Below are 23664 nucleotides of genomic sequence, written 5' to 3'. Positions count from 1 at the left end.
TTAAGGAGTATTGGGGTGTCGAGTACCGAAGACGAAAACCTGGCGGATTTGAAGGACTGGTGGACACGCAACGGCAAGCCCCTGGTCACTGGCGGCCTGTTGGCGCTGGTCATCGTGTTCGGCTGGCAGGCCTGGCAGAAGTATCAGAGCAATCAGTCGCAAAGCGCGTCGATTCTCTATCAGCAATTGCTCGAAACCACGCTGACGCCAGACGGCAAGCCTGATGCGGCCCGTGTTTCGGACCTGGCTGGCAAGCTCAACAGCGAGTTCGGCGGCACCGCCTACGCGCAGTACGGCAGCCTGTTCGTGGCGAAAGTCGCGGTCGACAGCGGCAAGCTGGATGACGCTGCCGCCGAGCTGAAAGCCATTGTTGCCAAACCGGCCAACCCGGCCCTGGGCGAAATCGCCCGCCAGCGCCTGGCGCAAGTACTGGCCGCGCAGAACAAGGTCGATGAAGCCCTGAAATTGCTCGAAGGCGATGCCGACAAAGCCTTCCTGGCGACTCGCGAAGAACTCAAGGGCGACCTGCTGGTGCAGTTGGGTCGTACCGACGAAGCGAACACGGCGTATCAAAAAGCCAAGGCGGCACTGTCGGATGAAGCGGCAGTCGGTGGCCTACAAATCAAGCTGGACGACCTGGCCAAAGGGGATGCGTGACGTGATCCGTTGGAAACATGCAGCATTGCTGGCTCTGGCCGTATTGGCCGCGGGTTGCAGCAGCAACAGCAAAAAAGAATTGCCGCCTGCCGAACTGGTCGACTTCAAAGAAGAAGTAGTCCTGCAAAAGCAATGGAGTCGTTCGATCGGTGACGGTCAGGGCGAAACCTACAACATGCTGGTTCCGGCGATCGATGGCGATACCATTTATGCCGCCGACGTCACTGGCGTGGTGATGGCGATGGATCGCAGCAATGGCGACGTCAAATGGAAGCAAGACCTCGAACTGCCTGTATCCGGCGCCGTTGGCGTAGGTTACGGCCTGCTCGTGATCGGTACGACCAAAGGCGAAATCGTTGCGATGGACGCCAGCAGCGGTGAAGAGAAATGGCGCGCTCGCGTGTCCAGCGAAGTCCTCGCGCCGCCGGCCAACAACGGTGACGTGGTCGTGGTTCAGACTCAGGACGATCGTCTGATCGGTCTGGATGCCGCCACCGGCAACCAGCGCTGGTTGTATGACAGCACGCCTGCCGTCTTGACCCTGCGTGGCACCAGTGCACCGATCGTCACCAACCGCCTTGCGGTGGCTGGCCTGTCGACCGGTAAAGTGGTCGCTCTCGATATTTCCAACGGCGTGCCGGTGTGGGAACAGCGAGTAGCGATCCCGCAAGGTCGTTCGGAACTGGAACGTGTTGTCGACATCGACGGTGGCTTGCTGCTGTCCGGCGGTACGTTGTACGTCGCCAGCTATCAGGGTCGCGTTGCGGCACTGGACCTGGAAAGCGGTCGACAACTCTGGCAGCGTGATGCTTCCAGCTATGCCGGCGTGGCCCAGGGTTTCGGCACGGTTTATGTGAGCCTGTCTTCGGGCACGGTTGAAGGCGTCGACGAGCGTACCACCACAGCTTTGTGGAGCAACGATTCGCTGGCTCGCCGTCAACTGTCGGCGCCGGAAGTGTTCTCCAGCTATGTTGCAGTCGGTGACATGGAAGGCTACGTGCACCTGCTGAGCCAGGTGGACGGACGCTTCGTCGGCCGCGAGCGCATCGACAGCGACGGCCTGCGTGCCCGTCCGCTGGTGGTGGGTGATACGATTTATCTGTATGGCAACAGTGGCAAACTGGAAGCCCTGACCATTAAGTAATGTTTGACTATGCTTGGGGTTAACCCCCCAAGCGGCTTCATGTTTGGAAATGTAGGAGCGAGCTCGCTCGCGATGGTCGTCAACGATTACGCTGGTGTCCTGAAGAAATGCGGTGTATTTGCGTTTTTCGCGAGCAAGCTCGCTCCTACAGAATCAAAACATGATTGCCCCGAGCACCAGCCGCTGCCTCGCAGCGGCTTTTGTATTTTCTGAAATAACGAAGTGGAGAGCCGCATGGTTCCCGTAATCGCCCTGGTGGGCCGACCGAACGTCGGCAAGTCCACCTTGTTCAACCGCCTGACCAGGACTCGCGACGCCATCGTCGGCGACTTGTCCGGTCTGACCCGTGATCGCCAATACGGTGAGGCCAAGTGGCAAGGGCGTTCCTACATTCTGGTCGACACCGGTGGTATCTCCGGTGACGAGCACGGTATGGACGAAAAAATGGCCGAGCAGTCGCTTCTGGCCATCGAAGAAGCTGACGTCGTTCTGTTCCTGGTAGATGCCAAGGCCGGTTTCACCGCCGCCGACCAGATGATCGCCGAGCATTTGCGCAAACGTAACAAGCGTTCTTACGTGGTTGCCAACAAGGTCGACAACATCGACCCTGAAATGGCCCGCGCCGAATTCGCCCCGTTGGGCATGGGCCACGCGATCCCGATCGCCGGTGCTCATGGTCGTGGCATCACCCAGATGCTGGAAATCGCCCTGAGCGACTTCCCGAAAGACGACGAAGAGCTGGAAGAAGGCGAGGAAGAGGAAGTTGCCGAAGGTGAGGAAGCCAAGCGCATTCCTGGCCCAAGCGAAAAAGACGGGATCAAGATCGCGATCATCGGCCGCCCGAACGTCGGCAAGTCGACTCTGGTCAACCGCATGCTCGGTGAAGATCGCGTAATCGTTTATGACCAACCCGGCACCACGCGCGACAGTATCTACATCCCGTTCGAGCGTAACGACGAGAAGTACACGCTGATCGACACCGCCGGTGTGCGCAAGCGCGGCAAGATTCACGAAGAAGTCGAAAAATTCTCCGTGGTCAAAACCCTGCAAGCGATCAAAGACGCCAACGTGGTGATCTTCGTGATGGACGCCCGCGAAGGTGTGGTCGACCACGACCTCAACCTGCTGGGCTTTGCCATTGAGTCGGGTCGCGCGCTGGTTATCGCGATCAACAAATGGGATGGCATGACCCCGAGCGAGCGCGACTTCGTAAAGGTCGAGCTGCAACGTCGACTGTTCTTCGTCGACTACGCCGACATCCACTTCATCTCGGCGCTGCACGGCACTGGCGTGGGCAATCTCTACGCTTCCGTACAGAACTCGTTCAAGTCCGCGGTCACCCGCTGGCCGACCAACCGTCTGACCCAGATTCTGGAAGATGCGGTCGGTGAACATGCGCCACCGATGGTCAACAACCGCCGGATCAAGCTGCGCTATGCTCACTTGGGTGGCGCGAACCCGCCGATCATCGTGATTCACGGTAACCAGATCGAGAAGGTACCGAAGTCTTACGTCCGTTACCTGGAGAACACTTACCGTCGTGTGCTGAAGCTGGTCGGTACGCCGATCCGCATCGAGTTCAAGGGCGGCGAGAACCCGTACGAAGGTAACAAGAACTCGCTCACGGATCGTCAGGTCAACAAGAAGCGTCGCATGATGTCGCACCATAAAAAGGCCGACAAGAAGCGCCGCGACAAGCGCTGATTGCAGGTTCACGCGACCCCTGTGGGAGCGGGCTTGCTCGCGAATGCTATCTGTCAGCCAGCATATTTGCCGACTGCCAGGCCGCCTTCGCGAGCAAGCCCGCTCCCACAAGGGATAAGTCGAGAAGAAGGGCGTCAGTTGGCGCCCTTTTTTTATGGGCGTCGTTTGGGCTATCCTCGGGCTCTCCCGCGCCGCCGTTAGAGCCGGGTGCAGAGCAGGGAATCACCGATGATCACCAGTAAGCTGCCGAATGTCGGCATCACTATCTTCACGCAGATGTCTCAGCTCGCGGCACAAACCGGGGCGATCAACCTGTCCCAGGGTTTTCCCGATTTCGATGCCCCGCAGGCTTTGTGCGATTCGGTTGGCCGGCACATTGCCAATGGCCATAACCAGTATTCGCCGATGACCGGCCTGCCGGCGCTGCGTCAGCAAGTGGCGGCGAAGATCGCACGCAGTTACGGCGTGAATGTCGATGCTGACAACGAAGTGACTATCACCCCCGGCGCTACCCAGGCGATCTTCTGCGCGATTCAGGCGGTTATCCACAGCGGCGACGAGGTGATCGTTTTCGATCCATGCTACGACAGTTACGAGCCGTCGGTTGAACTGGCCGGTGGTCGTTGCGTGCATGTGCAACTCGGGCTTAATGATTTCTCCATCGACTTCCAGAAACTGGCGGAAGCCATTACGCCGCGTACGCGGATGATTGTGCTGAACACGCCGCACAACCCGACTGGCGCACTGATCAGCCGGGCCGAGCTGGATCAGTTGGCGGATTTGATTCGTGATCGCGACATCTACATCGTCAGCGACGAAGTTTACGAACACCTGGTGTTCGACGGTGTGCCTCACGTCAGCGTGCTGAATCACGAAGAGCTGTATCAGCGCGCCTTTGTGGTGAGCTCGTTCGGCAAGACCTATCACGTGACCGGCTGGAAAACCGGGTATGTGGTCGCACCGTCGGCCCTGACAGCGGAACTGCGCAAGGTCCACCAATACGTGAGTTTCTGCGGCGTGACACCGCTGCAATTCGCCTTGGCCGACTTCATGGCCGAGCATCCGGAACACGTGGAAGAACTGCAGGGTTTTTATCAGGCCAAGCGCGACCTGTTCTGCGATCTGCTGACGCCGTCGCGCTTCAGTTTCACCCGCGTGACCGGCACCTATTTTCAGTTGGTCGATTACTCGCAGATACGCCCGGACCTCAACGACGTTGAGATGGCGCTGTGGATGACCCGCGAACACGGCGTGGCGAGCATCCCGATCTCGGTGTTCTACCAGACGCCGCCCGAAGGCCAGCGCCTAGTGCGTCTGTGCTTTGCCAAGCGTGAGGAGACCCTGCGTGAAGCAGCGGCAAAACTATGCGTGATCTGAGTGCACTGCCGAATCTGAACATTGCGCTGATCCAGACGACCCTGGCCTGGCACGACCGCCAGGCCAATCTGGAGCATTTCGAGCAGCTGCTTGATCAGGCTCGCGGCGCTGACCTGATCATCCTGCCGGAGATGTTCACCACCGGTTTCTCCATGGAGTCCGAGACGCTCGCCGAGGCGGAAAACGGTCCCACCAGCAAATGGCTGCGCGCCCAGGCTGCGCAACTCGATGCCGTGATCACCGGTAGCGTCATCATTCAGGCCGCCGACGGCAGTCATCGCAATCGCCTGTTGTGGGCGCGACCGGACGGTGAAGTCTGGCACTACGACAAGCGTCACCTGTTCCGCATGGCGGGCGAGCACAATCACTACACACCGGGCGAGCGCCAGGTGCAGTTCGAACTCAAAGGCTGGCGTGTGCGGCCGCTGATTTGCTATGACTTGCGTTTTCCGGTGTGGAGCCGCGACGCCCAGGACACTGACCTGTTGCTGTACACCGCGAATTGGCCGGGTGCAAGGCGTCAGCACTGGAACCGTTTGCTGCCGGCGCGGGCGATTGAAAACCTGTGTTATGTGGCGGCGGTGAATCGTATCGGGACTGACGGAAAGGGTTTTGCGTATACCGGTGACAGTCAGGTGCTGGATTTTCAGGGTGAGACGTTGCTCAGTGCCGGGGAGGCGGATGGGGTGTTTCAGGTTGTTCTGAATGCGGCCGATCTTCAGGCTTATCGCACGCGGTTTCCGGCGAATCTGGACGCGGATACTTTCGAGTTCACCTGAGATTTGCGCTGTCTGACAGGGCCTCTTCGCGGGCAAGCCCGCTCCCACAGGGGACCGCATCGGTCTGGATAACTCGGTCAATTGTAGGAGCGGGCTTGCTCGCGAAGAGGCCGGAACAGGCAATGCGATAGCTAAGGAAAACAAAAAGGCCCCAAGGTTCACACCAAGGGGCCTTTTACATTGCAGCGAACGCTTACGCCGCTTTCGCTTCCGGCTGGCTCAACGAGCGGTTCAGCGCGCTGAACAGGGCCTTGAAGCTGGCGGTGGTAATATTTTCATCGATGCCGACACCATGCACTGAGCGCTGACCGTCGACGCGCAGTTCAATGTAGGCCGCTGCCTTGGCATTGGTGCCCGCGCCGATGGCGTGTTCGTTGTAGTCCATGATCTCCACCGGGATTGGCAGGCCGGCCACCAGTGCTTCCAGCGCGCCGTTGCCCTTGCCGCGCCAGTGCAGGTTGGTTTCGCCCTGGCCTTTGCCGGAGACTTCCACTTCGACGGCGCTGTGACCGTTTTCTTCCTGCAGGCGATGGCTGACCAGCGCATACGGAGTGTTAGCCTGCAAGTACTCGCTGTGCAGCAAAGCGTGGATCTGTTGAGCGGTCATCTCCAGGCCCAGACGATCGGTTTCACGCTGCACGACCTGGCTGAACTCGATCTGCATCCGGCGCGGCAAGCTGATGCCGTATTCCTGTTCCAGCAGGTAAGCAATACCGCCCTTGCCCGACTGGCTGTTGACGCGGATCACCGCCTCGTAGCTACGGCCGATGTCGGCCGGGTCGATCGGCAAGTACGGCACTTCCCACAGTTCGTCCGGTTTCTGCTGGGCGAAGCCCTTGCGGATCGCATCCTGGTGGGAGCCGGAGAACGCGGTGTGAACCAGGTCGCCGACGTACGGGTGACGCGGGTGCACCTGGATCTGGTTGCACTCTTCGACGACTTTGCGCACGCCGTCGATGTCGGAGAAGTCCAGCTCAGGGTGAACGCCCTGGGTGTACAGGTTCAGTGCCACAGTCACCAGGTCGACGTTGCCGGTACGTTCACCGTTACCGAACAGGCAGCCTTCGACACGGTCAGCACCGGCCATCAGCCCCAGTTCGGTTGCCGCGACACCGGTGCCACGGTCGTTGTGGGTGTGCAGACTGATGATCACGCTGTCACGACGGTTGATGTGACGGCCGAACCATTCGATCTGGTCGGCATAGATGTTCGGGGTCGCGCATTCGACGGTGGCCGGCAGGTTGAGGATCACCTTGTGCTCGGGCGTCGGGTTCCAGACTTCGATCACCGCATCGCAGACTTCCTTGGCGAACTCCAGCTCGGTCGCGCTGAACGTTTCCGGTGAATATTCGAAAGTCCACTGAGTGTCCGGCTGCTGGGCGGCGTATTTGACGAACAGCTTGGCAGCGTTCACGGCGATGGCCTTGATTCCGTCCTTGTCCTGGTTGAAGACAATGCGGCGGAAGGAAGGGGAGGTTGCGTTGTACAGGTGAACGATGGCTTTTTTCGCCCCGCGAAGGGATTCGAAGGTGCGCTCGATCAGGTCTTCACGGCCCTGGGTCAGCACCTGAATGGTGGTGTCGTCCGGGATGTGGTTGCCTTCGATCAGGGTGCGAACGAAGTCGAAATCGGTTTGCGAAGCGGCCGGGAACGACGCTTCGATTTCCTTCACGCCGACCTGCACCAGGGTTTTCCAGAAACGCAGCTTCTTGACCGCGTCCATCGGCTCGATCAGCGACTGGTTGCCATCGCGCAGGTCGGAGCTGCACCAGATCGGCGCGGCGGTGATGGTCTTCGATGGCCAGGTGCGGTCCGGGATGTCGATGGTCGGGAACGCGCGGTATTTCGAAGACGGGTCTTTGAGCATGCTCATCGGGAAATCCTTATTGTGTGGGCCGAAAAAAGGCGGCCTGCCGGTGGATCAAATGTTCTTGGGAAAAGCGTAAGACGAGGCGTCGCAACTCAGCCCGGCAGTCGTGCGCTGACGAGGCACAAACTGCGGTGCTGGCGAAGCTGAATGAGGGTGTGAAAGGTTTTCATGCCCTCAACCCTAACCGCGAGGGGGGAGGATGGCAAGCAGTCGGAAAAAATTGAGAGAAGTTCTGCTTTTAGTAGTCTTTGCGAGATTTAATCGCGCTACTCAACGCGTAATACATTAATGATTGCGGCGATAGTTGAACGTCGGCAATTGAAGGTCGGTGGCGATGCGGCTATCGCTTTCGCGAGCAAGCCCGCTCCCGCAGTGACCGGGGTGAACGGGGATTTTGCGTACACCGCCAATCATTGTGGGAGCGGGCTTGCCCGCGAAGCGGCCAGCAGCCTCACCGAAAAACTAGGGTTGAAACGCGCCAATAAAAATCGCCGGATCCACACGCGCATCATTCAGGCTGACGTTCCAGTGCATATGTGGCCCGGTCGCACGACCGGTAGCGCCAACCTTTCCGACCACACCACCACGAGCCAATTGCTGCCCGACCCTCACATCGATTTTCGACATGTGACAGAACATGCTGATAAAGCCCTGCCCATGGTCGACAAACACCGTGTTGCCGTTGAAGAAGTAGTTGCCGATCAGGATCACCTTGCCCGCCGCCGGTGTCTTGATTGGTGTGCCGGCACCCACGGCGAAATCCAGACCTGAGTGAGGATTACGCTCTTCACCGTTAAAGAAGCGGCGCACACCGAATTTGCTCGATAGCGGGCCATTCACCGATTTGTCCAGCAGCAAATTACTTGGGGTGGCAGGGCTGAATGTGCGATACGCGGCCATCTGCTCGGCCAGTTCACGCTCGATGCGTTTGAGGTTTTCCGGGTCTGGATTGACCTGTTGCGTGTTTTTCAGGGTGATGCGTTGTTCCGGGTATTTCTTGCTGCCAACAATAAAACTCAGCGACCGACCGCCGCTGCTGATTTGCTGTGTCCCCGGTTTGATGGTCAATGGAACGCCGACAATCGCCAGCCAGTTATTCTGCTCCTTGACCACCAGCACCGGTTTGCCTTGATAAGTGGCTTTCGGTGCTTGCGCAGCAGTGCCCAGATCCACGACTGCCACGCCGCCCGGCACCGGTTTGTTCAACAGGCGGGTGATGTAGCTGTCGGCGTGGGCGTTAAAGGTCAGGCACAGCAACAGCAGCGAAGCTAAAAAACGCGGCATGGATCAATCCAGTAAAGAGAGGGTGACAGGCGTCAGGTGATTGTCTTCGACCCGCACTTGCAGTTCGCCTTCACCCAGTTTGGCTTTCAGGCGCTGGCCGTTATGGGTTTGCGCGGCGTTGCGGATCGCGTTGCCGCGTTCGTCCAGCAGAATGCTGTAACCACGGGCAAGCGTCGCCAACGGACTGACCACTTGCAGCGTCTGCACCTGACTTTGCAGTTGCAGGCGTCGGCCCTTGAGGCCTTCACGCATAGCCCGGGGCAGACGTTCGGCGAGGCTGTCGAGGCGCTGGCGCAGCATCGCCAGTTGCCGCCCCGGATGTTGCCCGGCGAGGCGGGTTTCCAGGCGGATCAGCCGTTCGCGACGGGTATTGAGGCTGCGTTCGAAGGCGCGACGCATGCGCATGTCCAGATCATCCAGGCGTTGCGCCTGCTGGCGCAGACGTTCGCCGGGATGGCGTAAGCGACGAGAGATGCCTTCAAGGCGCAGTCGATCACGCATCAGGCGGTCACGCATGCGCATCACCAGCCGTCGATGCAAGCTTTCGACCCGACGCACCAGATCGCTGGAATCCGGCGCGAGCAATTCAGCGGCGGCGGAAGGTGTCGGCGCCCGCACGTCGGCCACGAAGTCGCTGATAGAGACATCGGTTTCATGGCCGACGGCGCTGACAATCGGTGTCACGCAGGCATCCACGGCGCGGGCCACGGCTTCTTCGTTGAAACACCAGAGGTCTTCCAGCGAACCGCCGCCACGGGCCAGAATCAATGCATCGAAGCCACGGGCATCCGCCAGTTTCAGTGCGCGGACAATCTGCGCCGTGGCTTCGCGGCCCTGCACGGCGGTGGGGATAAGCGTCAGCTGCACCTGCGGCGCACGGCGGCGGAACACGCTGATGATGTCGCGGATCACCGCGCCGGTCGGCGAACTGATGATGCCGATGCGCTGCGGATGCGCTGGCAGCGGCACTTTGCGCTCGGCGCTGAACAGGCCTTCGGCGCTGAGTTTTTCTTTCAGGGCATCGAAGGCCAGGCGCAGCGCACCGTCACCGGCCGGCTCGACGGTATCGAGGATCAGTTGATAATCACCACGACCTTCAAACAGCGAAACCTTGCCGCGTACCTTGACCGCCAGGCCATCCTTCAGCGCCTGACGAACCCGTGCCGCGTTCTGCCGGAATAACGCGCAACGCACTTGGGCGCCGCTGTCCTTGAGGGTGAAATACACGTGGCCGGACGCCGGGCGCGCGAGGTTGGAGATTTCGCCTTCGACCCAGATATTGCTGAACACGTCTTCGAGCAACACCCGCGCGCGGCCGTTGAGCTGGCTGACAGTCAGGACTTCACGGTCCAGGCCGAGTCTTGCAAAGGGATCTTTAATCATGGGGCGCAGTTTAAAGGCAATCTCAAGCGGAATGCACGATCCCCTTGTAGGAGCGAGCTTGCTCGCGATGGTGTGTCAGTCGACACAGATGTGGCTGACACACCTTCGCGAGCAAGCTCGCTCCTACAGAGGTAGAGTCAGCTCTGAAATTCAAGGAAGACTGGGGATGAATGTGTTTGAGCTGCTGAATCAATGGCCATTTGGCGTGGTGGATTGGGTGGTAATCGGGGCGGCCATTGCGCTGGCCTACATCGTTTTTGGCATTGCCGGGTTCGGCACCGCGCTGGTGGCCGGGCCGATTCTGATTCTGTTCATGCCGCTGTCGAAGATCGTGCCGCTGCTGGTGCTGCTGGATTTCGTCGCGGCGTTCGGCAATCTGCTGCCCTCGCGGCGGGATGTGGCCAGACCAGAATTGCTGCGGCTGCTGCCGTGCATGGCCGTGGGTTGCACGCTGGGCGTGATCTTTCTGCTGAACCTGAAATCCGACCTGTTGCTGCTGTTGATGGGGCTCTTTATCAGCGTCTATGCGATTTACAGCCTGTGGGTCAAAACCCGTCCGACGCAGTTGGCTGCCGCCTGGGCGGTGCCGATGGGTACCGTCGGCGGGATGTTTGGTGCGTTGTTTGGCAGCGGCGGCTTTTTATATGCGATTTATCTGAACAGTCGGTTGACGAAAGAAGCGGCGCGGGCGACCCAGAGTGCACTGATCAGTTGCAGCACCGTGGTGCGCTTGAGCCTGTTCGCTGTCGCGGGTGTGTATGCCGAGCTACCCTTGTTGATGTTGGCCCTGTGTTTATTGCCGGCCATGGCGTTGGGGCTGTGGGTCGGGCGGCGGTTGACCATGAGATTGTCCCGCGAAGCGTTTGTCCGGCTGGTGACCTGGTTGGTGCTGGCCAGCGGGATTGCCTTGATCGGACGGTATTTGAGCACTTGACCGGATTTCGTCAGGGATTAAGCTGCCGCCCGCCCCAGAGCCTTCGCGAGCAAGCCCGCTCCCACATTAGGCCGCGATCAAATGTGGGAGCGGGCTTGCTCGCGAAGGCGTCAATCGGCGCGCCGCAGAACCTCCATTTAACGCAGCAGGCTTGCACCATGAATTCCCAAAGCATCATCGTCCCGAAAATTTCCACACTTCCCGTGCACGAACCTCGGGCCCGGGCAGTTGTGCGTTGGCTGGTGCGCAAGAACATCATCAAGGAAGAGGTGACCACCTGCGGCCGAACCGGCAACCGCATGGGCCATGCCATCGCCGACGGCGCCCGCGCCGTGGTGCTGCACCCGCAAGCGCTGCCGTTCGGCGAGCCGGTCAATGGCCTGGAGATCGTTACCAAGCGCTGTATCTATACGCCGGCCAAGGGGTTCCTTGGGGAAGCAGGTTGCGCCGAGTGCCGCAAGGAAATCGGCGAAGCGCTGTTCGAGAGCCTGGAAGAGTGGATGCCGGGACGCACCGATAACTTCACCTGCCCCGAGTGCGGGCATGAAGACGACATCAACGGCTTTCTTTTTCTGCAGGAATGCGGCTTTTCCAATCTGGGATTCATTTTCAACAACTGGGCCGAGGCCGGGTTCAAGCAGAGCTTTATCGATGAGTTCGCCGATTGGCTGGATCAGCCTGTCAGTTGGGTCAAAGTCGAACTGTAGGAGCGAGCTTGCTCGCGAAGGACGTGAACGATTACGCGTGTTGTCGGGAAATAGACGCCGCCTTCAGATTCTTCGCGAGCAAGCTCGCTCCTACAAAAAGCACAGCAATCCCATAGCCGTAATCCCCGTATATCAGTAATGCCAATAATAGACAGAGTTTTACATTGAACCCGAGTGGGTGTCTGACTATAATGGCGCGCTTCCATTTTCCCGCTCGGGAGCCCCCGCGATGCTGCGTATCAGCCAAGAAGCTCTGACATTCGACGACATTCTCCTAGTGCCTGGTTATTCCGAGGTGCTTCCTAACGAAGTCAGTCTCAAGACCCGCCTTACCCGTGGCATCGAGCTGAATATTCCTCTGGTTTCTGCCGCCATGGACACCGTTACTGAAGCCCGTCTGGCAATCGCCATGGCTCAGGAAGGTGGCATCGGCATCATCCACAAGAACATGACCATCGAGCAGCAAGCTGCCGAAGTGCGCAAGGTCAAGCGTTATGAGGCCGGCGTGGTCAAGGACCCGATCACCATCGAGGCTGACGCCACGGTTCGTGAGCTGTTCGAACTGACCCGCCAGCACAACATCTCCGGCGTTCCGGTTTTGCACAATGGCGACCTGGTCGGCATCGTCACTTCCCGTGACGTGCGTTTTGAAAACCGTCTCGAAGCCACTGTCCGCGAAGTGATGACGCCTAAAGAGCGTCTGGTCACGGTCAAGGAAGGTGCCGACAAGAACGACGTCCGCGAGCTGTTGCACAAACACCGCATTGAACGCGTGCTGATCGTCGACAACAACTTTGCCCTCAAAGGCATGATGACCGTCAACGACATCGAAAAAGCCAAGGCTTATCCGCTGGCCAGCAAGGACGATCAAGGTCGTCTGCGTGTTGGTGCCGCAGTCGGCACCGGCAAAGACACCGGTGACCGCGTCGCTGCGCTGGTCAATGCCGGCGTTGACGTGGTGGTGGTCGACACCGCTCACGGTCACTCCAAAGGCGTGATCGACCGCGTTCGCTGGGTTAAACAGAATTTCCCTGAAGTGCAGGTCATCGGTGGCAACATCGCCACCGGCGCTGCCGCCAAGGCGTTGGCCGAAGCAGGCGCCGATGCGGTCAAGGTCGGTATCGGCCCTGGCTCGATCTGCACCACTCGTATCGTCGCCGGTGTCGGCGTCCCGCAAATCAGTGCCATCGCCAACGTCGCCGCTGCCCTTGAGGGCACTGGCGTTCCGTTGATCGCGGACGGCGGCATCCGGTTCTCCGGTGACCTGTCCAAGGCCATCGTGGCCGGTGCGTCCTGCGTGATGATGGGCTCGATGTTCGCCGGTACTGAAGAAGCGCCGGGCGAGATCGAACTGTTCCAGGGTCGTTCGTACAAGGCTTACCGCGGCATGGGTTCGCTGGGCGCCATGTCCCAGGCTCAAGGTTCCTCCGACCGATACTTCCAGGACTCCTCCGCGGGTGCCGAGAAGCTGGTTCCGGAAGGCATCGAAGGGCGTGTCCCGTACAAGGGCAGCCTGAGCGCCATCATCCATCAACTGATGGGCGGCCTGCGTTCCTCGATGGGCTACACCGGCAGTGCCGACATCGAAGAAATGCGCACCAAGCCTGAGTTCGTGCGGATCACCGGCGCTGGCATGGCCGAATCCCACGTCCACGACGTACAGATCACCAAAGAAGCGCCAAACTACCGCGTAGGTTGAGGCTTCAAGCAAAACGTTAAGTAACCCGGGGCTGTTTTATTCAGCCCCGAGTTGTTTCTGAATCACGACTGTTTCTGAATGACTTAGACGAGACTGAATCATGGCCCTCGATATTCACGCTCACCGCATCCTGATCCTCGATTTCGGTTCCCAGTACACCCAGCTGATCGCCCGCCGCGTGCGTGAAATCGGCGTGTATTGCGAATTGCACCCGTTCGACATGGATGAAGACGCGATTCGCGAGTTCGCTCCAAAAGGCGTCATTCTCGCCGGCGGTCCCGAATCCGTGCACGAAGCCAACAGCCCTCGCTGCCCGCAAGCGGTGTTCGACCTGGGCGTACCGGTCTTCGGCATCTGCTACGGCATGCAGACCATGGCCGAGCAACTGGGCGGCAAGGTTGAAGGTTCCGAACTGCGTGAGTTCGGTTATGCCCGCGTAGACGTGGTCGGCAAGAGCCGCCTGCTCGACGGCATCGAAGATCACATCGACGCCGACGGCCTGTTCGGCCTCGACGTGTGGATGAGCCACGGTGACAAGGTCACCAAAATGCCGCAGGAATTCCACATCCTGGCCAGCACCCCGAGCTGCCCGATCGCCGGCATGTTCGACGACGCTCGCGGCTACTACGGCGTGCAGTTCCACCCGGAAGTGACCCACACCAAACAGGGCGGCCGTATCCTCTCGCGCTTCATCCTCGACATCTGCGGCTGCGAAGCGCTGTGGACGCCGTCGAAAATTGCCGAAGACGCCATCGCCCAGGTTCGCGCCCAGGTTGGCACCGACAACGTATTGCTCGGCCTGTCCGGCGGCGTTGACTCGTCGGTGGTTGCCGCGCTGCTGCACAAAGCCATTGGCGACCAGCTGACCTGCGTCTTCGTCGACAACGGCCTGCTGCGTCTGCACGAAGGCGAGCAAGTGATGGCCATGTTCGCCGAGAACATGGGCGTCAAAGTGATCCGCGCCAACGCTGAGGATCAGTTCCTCAACAACCTGGCTGGCGAAAGCGATCCAGAGAAGAAACGCAAGATCATCGGCCGTACCTTCATCGACGTCTTCGATGCCCAGTCCAACAAACTGGACAACATCAAGTACCTCGCACAAGGCACCATCTATCCGGACGTGATCGAGTCGGCTGGCGCGAAAAGCGGCAAGGCTCACGTGATCAAGTCGCACCACAACGTGGGCGGCCTGCCGGAAGAGATGAACCTCAAGCTGGTTGAACCGTTGCGCGAACTGTTCAAGGACGAAGTCCGTCGTCTGGGCCTGGAACTGGGCCTGCCGTACGACATGGTCTACCGTCACCCGTTCCCGGGCCCGGGCCTGGGCGTGCGGATCCTCGGTGAAGTGAAGAAGGAATACGCCGACCTGCTGCGTCGCGCCGACCACATCTTCATCGAAGAACTGCGCAAGGCCGACTGGTACCACAAAGTCAGTCAGGCCTTCGTGGTGTTCCAGCCGGTGAAATCGGTTGGCGTCGTCGGCGATGGCCGTCGTTACGCTTGGGTCGTGGCCCTGCGTGCCGTGGAAACCATCGACTTCATGACCGCGCGTTGGGCACACCTGCCTTACGAGCTGCTGGAAACCGTCAGCGGCCGCATCATCAATGAAATCGAAGGCATCTCCCGCGTCACCTACGACGTGTCGAGCAAGCCGCCAGCGACGATCGAGTGGGAATGATCCCGCTTTTTTGAGCGTCTGATGGAGAGAAAACCCTGGCTTAGGCCAGGGTTTTCTCGTTTGGGAGCGAGCTCGCGATGGATTCAAAGCGCCGCGTTTAGCCAGTAAACACGCGTAGTCGTTGGCGACCATCGCGATCAAGCTCGCTCCTACAAAGGTCAAGGAATACGGCTTTGCAGGCTCAACCCTATACTGTTCAGCGCCCGTGACAGCTGTTCGATGCTGGGGAAGGGAACACCGCTGACCTGCGGCCATGAGGGGCGAATGACACAGAAGTTGCCCCCCGCCAATGGCTCTACAACGGTCTCCACAATCAGCCCTTGCTGGTTACGGTGAACCAATGTGTAGGTATCGTCCGCCTTTTCGAACAGATACATCCCCTTTCGGTAAAGCAGATTGGATGTTTGCAACGGAGTTCTGCTGACCGGAGGCGCTTCCATTTGCACTCGCAAGTCGGCGTGAAAGGTATCGAAAGTCCCGCGTGTTACATCGTTTGCAATGAAGGGACCTCGGTCTATTTCAATACCAGGGTCGACTGAGACGCCTTGCCCTTCTCCCGGACTGACTTCCTCCACGCGCAAGCCAATACCACCTTCCAGTTCGCTGATGCCTGCGAGCCCCCGGAACGTGTTGGTGTTTTCTGCACCGGTCAACAACACCCACTTGTTTGGGCCATTTAGCGTTTGATCCGAGAACATGATTTCGCTTGTCATGTGGTTGGTGAGCATCTGCTCATCCACCCTTACCGAGGCTGTAGGTTTTTTATAGTTGGCTGCACAATCGGTCGCCTGGACACGAATGCCATTTTGTCTGGCGGTCTTTACCAGCTCTAGCTCATTGAACCGGCCAGCGGGGTCGGTGCCGAGTTGGGTCAGATACTCCTCCAGGTCCTCGGACATAACGCCGGTGTTGAAATAGTCGTTCAGTTCCGTCTGGGCAAAGTCGCTGAGCAGGCGACGCATATAAATGGTTTTAACGCCTTGTGAGGCAAAGGACGGCATGTTTTCGATCATCAGGCGCATGCTGGTGATTCGGTCCAGGGTTTCACCGACAACTAATCCGGGCGCCGCATTGAAAATACGTTCGATCAGCGTACTTAGCGTGGTTGAGCTGTCCACCGCCGGGATTTGCGGGCGAGAGGGTAGAGTGTCCCAAACGAGGTTTTGATAGAAACGCCTGGCGGACGAAACGAGCGTTCTGAATTTCTCAGTGAAATGCAGCGCATATCGATCCGGGATGATGATTGCGCCGTCGGGGCCGAAGTGAAACCGCACGTGTGTTTCCGGAATCTCCAAGGCCCATTTTCTGAGACCGCCCCTGACACGCGGCTCTACGTCAAACGGCGTTGTCACCAGGCGTGGCGTCCTTGATGTCGAGGATTGCGGCTGTGTACCGGATGGACCAGCGCCACCTTCTGCCCCAGGTTGGCCGGTGTTGGTTTGTTCCGGTTCACGCACCGCCATTTCCAGATCGACCGCACACTCTTTACCCACACATTGCCCACCCGCCTGCAACCCGAGTTTGGGCATGCGTTCCCATTGGCCTTCGGCATTCAAGCGAACCGGCAGTGAATGGATGAACTGGTTAGGTCTGGCCGGATCGACGATGGCCCAGTAACCTCCGCCCTGAGTGTCTGGAAAGTAGCGAGCGTAATAGGCGTTGTCGTTCAGCAGAATGGCGTAGGGAGGATCGGCGTCGAGCCTGTAGATGCCTTGGAATTTTCCAGGTTCTGTGATGGGTGTTTCTCCCTCAAGCAACTCATTACTCAAATACGTTTGCGGTATCTCGGAGGGCTGAACGGCTTCGGTAGGCATGGGAATTACTTCCCCGGCGGGTGGCAGCGCGCTCTCGGTTTCTTCGGTGACAGGAACCTGCTCATCCGGTGTAACAGATTCATCCGATGGCGCTATGGCTTCTGAAGACTCAGCGGCTTCTACTTCTGCACCGACTTCAGCCACCGATCCCACGCCTTTGAGGAACGGAAGGTTAAACAGCGCATCAATGGCGCTGAAAATCGCCCCGATCACACCTTCCTTGCGCTCGGCCGCAGTCTTGGCATTGACGGCCTGATCAATGTTCAGCCCCATGTTCGCGAGACTGGCACCGATGACCGGCAGCGCCACTGGCCAGCCTACAGCGGCCATCGGACCGAACACCTTCAAACCGGCGCTCAGGTAACCGATCCACAGTTTTTTCCGGAGATCGCCATTGGAAGTCAGGGATAAGTCGGCTTCAGCGGACATTGCCGTGCGGGTCGAATCGCGCAACCAACTGAATGCATCCCCCGTTATGGCCAGATCTTTCTGATTGATCAGATGATGGTCGGCCTGACCCCAGGTGCTCACCAGCCGATTCATCAGGTCGGTGATGTGCTCGGTGATGGCATGGCGTTCAGCCAACGGAAAATGATTCATGAAGGCTCGACGGGGAGCCTCTGTGTTCATTTGATTCAAGACCCATAGGTGCATATCCAGAGGCGTTTCGAGTACCTGAAACGCTTCGGCGTCACCCGGTATGTAAAGGATCTGACGGCCCTCGAGGTCAACGATGCGCAGGATGTTCATCGCGACATGATCGGCGACATCCAGCGCGCAGACCCGTAGCCCCTGGCCAACCAATGATGTCGATTGGAGCATCTTGAGGCTGACCGGCCAGGTCAGCGGGCCGATGACAGCGCTGATCACGGTTTGAAAATCATCGTCAGTCAACTGCCCGCCGTCCCGCGCTTCAACGGCTTTGCTCAGAAAATTGCATTTGGCCAGAATGCGGAATTCATCGGCAAAGTCGTTCCAGAATGTTCGCAATTTGTTGCGGTAAAGATCGCTGAAGTTGATGTCCCAAAAGTCCTTCAGCACCTCGTTGGCAGGCAGGCGCACCTCGTTGGTTGCGTCGAAGTTTTCGGCATCGGGCCCTGCTGTGTAGAAGCCTGCGTAGAGACCCAACAGATCGGCGTTGTCTTGATCGGTGGCGCGGAAACGCTGAATCACCAATTGCGTCAGGGTCAGCGATTCGTAGGGTTTTTCGCCGTAGTGTTGCCAGCCGGTGAATGACTTTGAAAGGCTTTGGGCGGTCTTGAAACGGTGGAAGTAAATCTGGTCGGGGTCGAGATCGACGATGCCATGTTTGACGAGCAGATTCGCTGCTACTTCATGCGCCGCGTCGTGCAGGCTCGGGCAAGCTTTGACGACATGGGCGGCGATAACCTTGAGGGCTGCCTTGTCGGAGGCGTTGGGCAGTGGACGAATTTCTATCGGGTTCATTCGCTCTGTTCCTTGAGAGAGGGGCTTCAAGGATGGCGCCTGCGCGCAAGGCCAGTGCACTACATATGTACCGCACCGCGACGTTTAGCCTGCGTCCATCCGCCGCGCCGCCCTTACTGTTTCGCAATCGCAGGTGTATCGTATTCGCCTTTTGCGGGCCCGTGCCCGTTGCTGATACGTGAGGTAGTTGAGTTCATGTCCTTTACCCGTCGCCAAATCCTCGGTGGCCTCGCCGGTCTTGTTGTCGTTGGCGTCGGCGCGGGAGGCGCATCGCGTTACTGGCTGGGGAAGATGGCGGATGCCGATGCGGGCCACGACTACGAGCTGATTGCTGCACCGCTGGATGTCGAGCTTGTGGCCGGGCACAAGACTCAAGCCTGGGCGTTCGGTCCGTCGGCGCCGGGCACCGAGTTGCGCGTGCGTCAGGGTGAATGGCTGCGGGTACGTTTCATCAACCACCTGCCGGTCGCCACCACCATTCATTGGCACGGCATCCGCCTGCCGCTGGAGATGGACGGTGTGCCTTACGTCTCGCAGCTTCCGGTGTTGCCGGGCGAATACTTCGATTACAAATTCCGTGTGCCAGATGCCGGCAGCTACTGGTATCACCCGCACGTGAACAGCAGCGAAGAGCTCGGCCGCGGGTTGGTGGGGCCGCTGATTGTCGAAGAGCGAGAACCGACTGGTTTCAAGTACGAGAAAACCTTGAGCCTCAAGAGCTGGCACGTCGATGAAGAGGGCGCCTTCGTTGCGTTCAGCATTCCTCGCGAAGCGGCTCGTGGCGGCACGGCGGGGCGTCTGTCGACCATCAACGGTGTCTCGCAAGCGGTGATCGACTTGCCTGCCGGGCAGATCACTCGCGTTCGCCTGCTCAACCTCGACAATACATTGACCTATCGCCTCAACATTCCGGGTGTCGAAGCGCAGATCTACGCGCTGGACGGCAATCCCATTGAACCGCGCCCGTTGGGCAAGGAATACTGGCTCGGTCCGGGCATGCGCATTTGTCTGGCAATCAAGGCGCCGCCGGCCGGCGAAGAGTTGGCCCTGCGCAATGGCCCGGTTCGCTTGGGTACGCTGCGCTCTGTGGCCAATACCGACGCGCCGACCACCTGGCCGCCCGCGCTGCCCGCCAATCCGGTGGCCGAGCCGGACCTGGCCAATGCCGAGAAACTCAACTTCAATTTCGAATGGGTGGGCTCGGTGTCGGTTAACGTCGACAACGGCCGGCCGCCAAGCCTGTGGCAGATCAATGGCAAGGCCTGGGACATCACCGACAAGACCTGCGCCGACCGCCCGATTGCCAGGCTCGAGAATGGCAAGAGCTACATTTTCGAATTGAAAAACATGACTCAATATCAGCACCCGATTCACCTGCACGGCATGAGCTTCAAAGTGATCGCCTCGAACCGGCACAAGGTGATTCCGTATTTCACCGACACGTACTTGTTGGGCAAGAACGAACGTGCGCAAGTGGCGCTGGTGGCGGATAACCCTGGGGTGTGGATGTTCCATTGCCATGTAATCGACCACATGGAAACCGGCTTGATGGCCGCAATCGAGGTGGCGTGATGCGTCAGATTCGACCTGCCGCGATCATCGATCGCAGCCGTGATCGTGACTTCATGCGCGAGGCCCTGGTGCTGGCCGCACAAGGCGCGACGCTGGGCGAAGTGCCCGTGGGCGCGGTGCTGGTGCAAGACGGTGAAATCATCGGTCGCGGCTTCAATTGCCCGATCAGCGGCAATGACCCCAGTGCCCATGCCGAGATGGTCGCGATCCGCGCCGCTGCTCAGGCTGCCAGCAACTACCGGTTACCGGGCAGTACGCTCTACGTGACGCTGGAACCGTGCAGCATGTGCGCCGGGCTGATCGTGCATTCGCGGATTGCGCGGGTGGTGTATGGCGCGCTGGAGCCCAAGGCGGGGATTGTGCAGAGTCAGGGGCAGTTTTTTACCCAGGGCTTTTTGAATCATCGGGTGTTGTATGAGGGCGGGGTGTTAGCGGAGGAGTGTGGGACGGTGCTCAGCGAATTCTTCAAGGCCCGACGCGCGAAACCTTCAGACTGAACACCGACCCAGTGTGGGAGCGAGCTTACTCGCGATGGTGGACTGACATTCAACATCTTCGTTGACTGAAAAGGCCTCATCGCGAGCAAGCTCGCTCCCACAGGTTTTTCTGGTGTCTGGAAGTTTTTGTGTTTATTTGCGAGCGACGATGACGGCCCGCATCGGCGCCGGCAATCCTTCAATCGTCTTGCTGTGATCTTCAGGGTCGAGGAAATCGCTGAGCGACTGATATTTCATCCACTCCGTCCCACGCTGTTCCTCGACCGTGGTCACGCTTACGTCCACGCACTTCACGTCTGTGAAGCCGGCACGCCGCAGCCAGAGCATAAGCGCCGGGACCGACGGCAGGAACCACACGTTTCGCATTTGCGCATAACGGTCTTCCGGCACCAGCACCTGCTGCTGATCGCCTTCAATGACCAGCGTCTCCAGCACCAACTCACCGCCCTTGACCAGGCAATCCTTCAGCGCCAGCAAATGCTCGATCGGCGAACGACGGTGGTAGAACACGCCCATGGAAAACACCGTGTCGAAGCCTTCGAGTTCCGGTGGCAGATCTTCGAAGGGAAACGGCAGGTGCCAGGCATTCGGCTCGGACAAATAACGCTGAACCGCCTGGAACTGACAGAAGAACAGCCAGTTCGGATCGACACCGATCACGCTGTCGGCACCGGCGCCGAGCATGCGCCACATGTAGTAGCCGTTACCGCAGCCGACATCGAGGACGCGTTTGCCCTTCAGATCCAGATGCGGTGCGACGCGCGACCATTTCCAGTCCGAGCGCCATTCAGTATCAACGTGCACGCCGAACAGATCGAACGGACCTTTGCGCCACGGTGACAACCCCATCAGCGCCGTACGCATCTGCGCGCGGGTGGCGTCGTCGCAATCGGTGTCCAGCGTCAGGCCGTTGAGCAGATCAACGTCGCTCGGCTGGATCTTCGGCAAGGCATCCAGCGCACTTTGCCAGCGCTCCAGATCGCCGTGACCTTTTTCCATTTTCCTGTCGAGTTGCGCCTGCAGGGTGTCGGCCCAATCGGCCAAGGGTGTACCGGCCAGACGGCGGGCGAGGGGGGACAGATCGATCATGGCAAGGCAATCAACGAGGCAAAGTTAAGACACTGGAACCACGGCACGACTTTCGAGAAACCGGCGGCCAGCAGGCGCTCACGGTGTTCTTCGAGGCTGTCGGGCTTCATGACGTTTTCGATGGCGCTACGCTTCTGGGCGATTTCCAGTTCGCTGTAGCCGTTGGCGCGTTTGAACGCGACGTGCAGGTCAGTGAGCAGCGCGTGTTCTTCGGGGTCGTTGAAGCGCAGCTTTTCCGAGAGGATCAACGCACCACCGGGCAATAGCGACTGACGGATGCGCGAGAGCAGGGCGGTGCGCTGGTCCGGGGCGATGAATTGCAGCGTGAAGTTCAGCGCCACCACCGACGCTGGCTGGAACTCGAGGGCGAGGATGTCGCCTTCGATCACTTCGACCGGCAGCAGCTCCTGGAACATCGAGTCCTGACCGTTGAGGTACTCGCGGCAGCGTTCGACCATGGCGGCCGAGTTATCCACAGCGATCACGCGGCAGCCGTCGGTGCGCACATGACGGCGTAACGCCTGGGTCACCGCGCCAAGGGACGAACCAAGGTCGTAGAGCACGCTGTTGGGCTGGGCGAACTGCGCGGCGAGCACGCCGAGGTTTTCAACGATGGTCGGATAGCCTGGCACCGAGCGCTTGATCATGTCCGGGAATACCCGCACCACGTCCTCGTTAAAGGCGAAGTCGGGCACCTGGGCCAAAGGCTGGGCGAAAAGGCGATCGGGTTCTTTGCTCACGGCGGTTCCAGCGGCATAGGTGGAAAAGGCCGGCATTTTAGCCAACTTGGCGCGGGGATGCGCGGTTGTCTGATAAACCGGCGGTCAGCGCGGTCTCTGAGTAAACGCCGACGCCGCAATCCCCCATTGCCCGAGCCAATAACTGAGGATGATCACGTAAGGCGCTGCATGAAACGGCGCAACAAACCGGTTGACGCCAATCACACTGTCGGAAAACACAAACGCCAGCGCACCGCCTGCGGCCAGCAGCGCCGAGCGCTTGGGTACATCGGTGCCGAGCCGGGCGAGTGCACGCCAAAGCATGGCGCTGATGGCCAGACCGTAAACGATCACCGGGATCAGCAGCGGGCCTAAACCATTGGTAATCAAAATCCCCAACAGCACTGCGCCGACACCTAGCGCGAGCATCAACGGCAACACCGCCAACCGCCGGCAATCACTCAAATAAGCTTTCAGATACGCCAGGTGAGCAACCAGAAATGCCCCGAGGCCAAACACGAACAAATCCCCGGGCCACGCCAGCAGCACATCGCCGAGCAGGGAAAAAATCAATCCAAGGCTGATCCAGCGCCGATACTCGCTGGGCGGCGCGTCGTGCAGCCAACCGAGCAAGGCCAGCACGGGCAAAGGTTTGACCAGCAGGCATAGCAGCGCGGCGTGAACGCTCAGGCCGTAAAGAAAGGTCACCGCGCCCATCAGCGCCAGAATCAGCCAACCCACGATCAGTTGACCGAGATCGCGCAGTCGAAGGATTCCACTGCCGGCACTTCCGGTGCCCAGGGTTGCTGCGATGTCAGGCGCAAGCGCCCTTCACCGGCTGTAAACGCTTGAAAGCGCCAGGTCGACACACCCGCCGCACCCACGACACCGGCATCCTCCGGGTTCCGATAGACTTCAGGCCCCAATGCGCGCAGCACGCCACCGGCTGAATCCTGGATCGCCCAGCGGTAGCCCGTGGTCGGGTTGCTGGGCAGGGTCAGGATCAGGTTTTGCCCGTTATGCAATTGCACGGGGCATTCGCTTTGTTTTTCCACGGTCACGTTCTGTTTCGGTTGCGTGGCGCAGGCGGCCAGCAAAGAGAGGGCGAGGGGGACAAACAGGCGGGTGGGGGACATGAGGTCAGCGGCTCCGGCATTCACGACGAACGGCGAGCATAACTGAAGATGAGACAAAGTGTGACAGCGGCGGAGATGGTGGTTTAAGTGCCGACGCCTTCGCGAGCAAGCCCGCTCCCACACTTGTCCTGCGTACGCAGATCCAGTGTGGGAGCGGGCTTGCTCGCGAAGGCGA

General features: G+C 59.4%; 19 protein-coding genes. 11 read left to right on the top strand and 8 right to left on the bottom strand.

Translation table 11 applies throughout. The annotated features are described in order from the left end of the window. Positions 1 to 15 precede the first annotated feature (15 nt). From ACYZT9_RS21775 to ACYZT9_RS21755, 5 genes are all read left to right on the top strand, one after another. The gene (locus ACYZT9_RS21775; RefSeq protein WP_462007363.1) at positions 16 to 657 is read left to right on the top strand and encodes a tetratricopeptide repeat protein; all 642 of its coding nucleotides are present in this window, start codon (positions 16 to 18) and stop codon (positions 655 to 657) included. Beyond that, positions 650 to 1801, top strand: a complete 1152-nt coding sequence (gene bamB / locus ACYZT9_RS21770) for an outer membrane protein assembly factor BamB (RefSeq protein ID WP_462007362.1) — start codon at positions 650 to 652, stop codon at positions 1799 to 1801. The genes ACYZT9_RS21775 and bamB overlap by 8 nt, the downstream gene beginning before the upstream one ends. Before the next feature lie 234 nt (positions 1802 to 2035). Next, the gene (gene der, locus ACYZT9_RS21765; protein ID WP_462007361.1) at positions 2036 to 3505 is read left to right on the top strand and encodes a ribosome biogenesis GTPase Der; all 1470 of its coding nucleotides are present in this window, start codon (positions 2036 to 2038) and stop codon (positions 3503 to 3505) included. Between the two features lie 228 nt (positions 3506 to 3733). After that, a complete protein-coding gene (locus ACYZT9_RS21760; protein ID WP_462007360.1) occupies positions 3734 to 4882 on the top strand; it encodes a pyridoxal phosphate-dependent aminotransferase in 1149 nt (382 codons plus the stop codon). Beyond that, a complete protein-coding gene (locus ACYZT9_RS21755) occupies positions 4870 to 5661 on the top strand; it encodes an amidohydrolase (protein ID WP_462007359.1) in 792 nt (263 codons plus the stop codon). Before ACYZT9_RS21760 ends, ACYZT9_RS21755 begins: the two co-directional genes overlap by 13 nt. Positions 5662 to 5854: 193 nt before the next feature. On the opposite strand, the gene leuA is transcribed toward ACYZT9_RS21755, so the two are convergent. The 3 genes from leuA to xseA form a co-directional block, all read right to left on the bottom strand. After that, complete coding sequence (gene leuA / locus ACYZT9_RS21750) at positions 5855 to 7534, bottom strand: 2-isopropylmalate synthase (RefSeq protein WP_462007358.1); 1680 nt, start codon at positions 7532 to 7534, stop codon at positions 5855 to 5857. A gap of 459 nt (positions 7535 to 7993) precedes the next feature. Continuing rightward, the gene (locus tag ACYZT9_RS21745) at positions 7994 to 8815 is read right to left on the bottom strand and encodes a peptidoglycan DD-metalloendopeptidase family protein (protein WP_462007357.1); all 822 of its coding nucleotides are present in this window, start codon (positions 8813 to 8815) and stop codon (positions 7994 to 7996) included. Positions 8816 to 8818: 3 nt separating this feature from the next. Next, positions 8819 to 10198 (bottom strand): exodeoxyribonuclease VII large subunit, encoded by a 1380-nt coding sequence (gene xseA, locus ACYZT9_RS21740; protein WP_462007356.1) that lies wholly within the window; start codon positions 10196 to 10198, stop codon positions 8819 to 8821. Between the two features lie 166 nt (positions 10199 to 10364). On the opposite strand from xseA, the gene ACYZT9_RS21735 reads away from it, so the two are divergent. From ACYZT9_RS21735 to guaA, 4 genes are all read left to right on the top strand, one after another. Further along, positions 10365 to 11132 carry a sulfite exporter TauE/SafE family protein gene (locus tag ACYZT9_RS21735; protein ID WP_462007355.1) on the top strand — a complete coding sequence of 256 codons (768 nt, stop codon included), beginning with the start codon at positions 10365 to 10367 and terminating at the stop codon, positions 11130 to 11132. 158 nt (positions 11133 to 11290) lie between these two features. Beyond that, a complete protein-coding gene (locus ACYZT9_RS21730; RefSeq protein ID WP_462007354.1) occupies positions 11291 to 11839 on the top strand; it encodes a sugar ABC transporter ATPase in 549 nt (182 codons plus the stop codon). A gap of 229 nt (positions 11840 to 12068) precedes the next feature. Beyond that, positions 12069 to 13538: an IMP dehydrogenase gene (gene guaB, locus ACYZT9_RS21725; protein ID WP_462007353.1), complete on the top strand. Its 1470-nt coding sequence runs from the start codon at positions 12069 to 12071 to the stop codon at positions 13536 to 13538. A gap of 100 nt (positions 13539 to 13638) precedes the next feature. Then, on the top strand, positions 13639 to 15216 hold the full coding sequence (guaA, locus tag ACYZT9_RS21720; RefSeq protein ID WP_462007352.1) for a glutamine-hydrolyzing GMP synthase: 1578 nt from the start codon (positions 13639 to 13641) through the stop codon (positions 15214 to 15216). A 158-nt stretch (positions 15217 to 15374) separates the two neighbouring features. On the opposite strand, the gene ACYZT9_RS21715 is transcribed toward guaA, so the two are convergent. Then, positions 15375 to 18476 carry a membrane-targeted effector domain-containing toxin gene (locus tag ACYZT9_RS21715; protein WP_462007351.1) on the bottom strand — a complete coding sequence of 1034 codons (3102 nt, stop codon included), beginning with the start codon at positions 18474 to 18476 and terminating at the stop codon, positions 15375 to 15377. A gap of 195 nt (positions 18477 to 18671) precedes the next feature. Between ACYZT9_RS21715 and ACYZT9_RS21710 the strand changes: the two genes are divergently transcribed. Together ACYZT9_RS21710 and tadA are read left to right on the top strand one after the other, a co-directional pair. Continuing rightward, positions 18672 to 20048 carry a multicopper oxidase family protein gene (locus ACYZT9_RS21710; protein WP_462007350.1) on the top strand — a complete coding sequence of 459 codons (1377 nt, stop codon included), beginning with the start codon at positions 18672 to 18674 and terminating at the stop codon, positions 20046 to 20048. Further along, a complete protein-coding gene (gene tadA, locus ACYZT9_RS21705) occupies positions 20048 to 20545 on the top strand; it encodes a tRNA adenosine(34) deaminase TadA (RefSeq protein WP_462007349.1) in 498 nt (165 codons plus the stop codon). The genes ACYZT9_RS21710 and tadA overlap by 1 nt, the downstream gene beginning before the upstream one ends. A gap of 132 nt (positions 20546 to 20677) precedes the next feature. On the opposite strand, the gene cmoB is transcribed toward tadA, so the two are convergent. The 4 genes from cmoB to ACYZT9_RS21685 are packed head-to-tail and all read right to left on the bottom strand — an operon-like array spanning position 20678 to position 23489. Then, positions 20678 to 21634 carry a tRNA 5-methoxyuridine(34)/uridine 5-oxyacetic acid(34) synthase CmoB gene (gene cmoB / locus ACYZT9_RS21700; RefSeq protein ID WP_462007348.1) on the bottom strand — a complete coding sequence of 319 codons (957 nt, stop codon included), beginning with the start codon at positions 21632 to 21634 and terminating at the stop codon, positions 20678 to 20680. Next, complete coding sequence (gene cmoA, locus ACYZT9_RS21695) at positions 21631 to 22410, bottom strand: carboxy-S-adenosyl-L-methionine synthase CmoA (RefSeq protein WP_462007347.1); 780 nt, start codon at positions 22408 to 22410, stop codon at positions 21631 to 21633. Before cmoA ends, cmoB begins: the two co-directional genes overlap by 4 nt. Positions 22411 to 22458: 48 nt before the next feature. Then, positions 22459 to 23094: a lysoplasmalogenase gene (locus ACYZT9_RS21690; RefSeq protein WP_462007346.1), complete on the bottom strand. Its 636-nt coding sequence runs from the start codon at positions 23092 to 23094 to the stop codon at positions 22459 to 22461. Between the two features lie 2 nt (positions 23095 to 23096). Next, positions 23097 to 23489, bottom strand: coding sequence for a protease inhibitor I42 family protein (locus ACYZT9_RS21685; RefSeq protein ID WP_462007345.1), 393 nt, complete (start codon positions 23487 to 23489; stop codon positions 23097 to 23099). Positions 23490 to 23664 lie beyond the last annotated feature (175 nt).

The organism is Pseudomonas sp. ZT5P21 (genome assembly GCF_054897785.1).
This window is presented reverse-complemented; position numbering and strand designations above follow the sequence as displayed.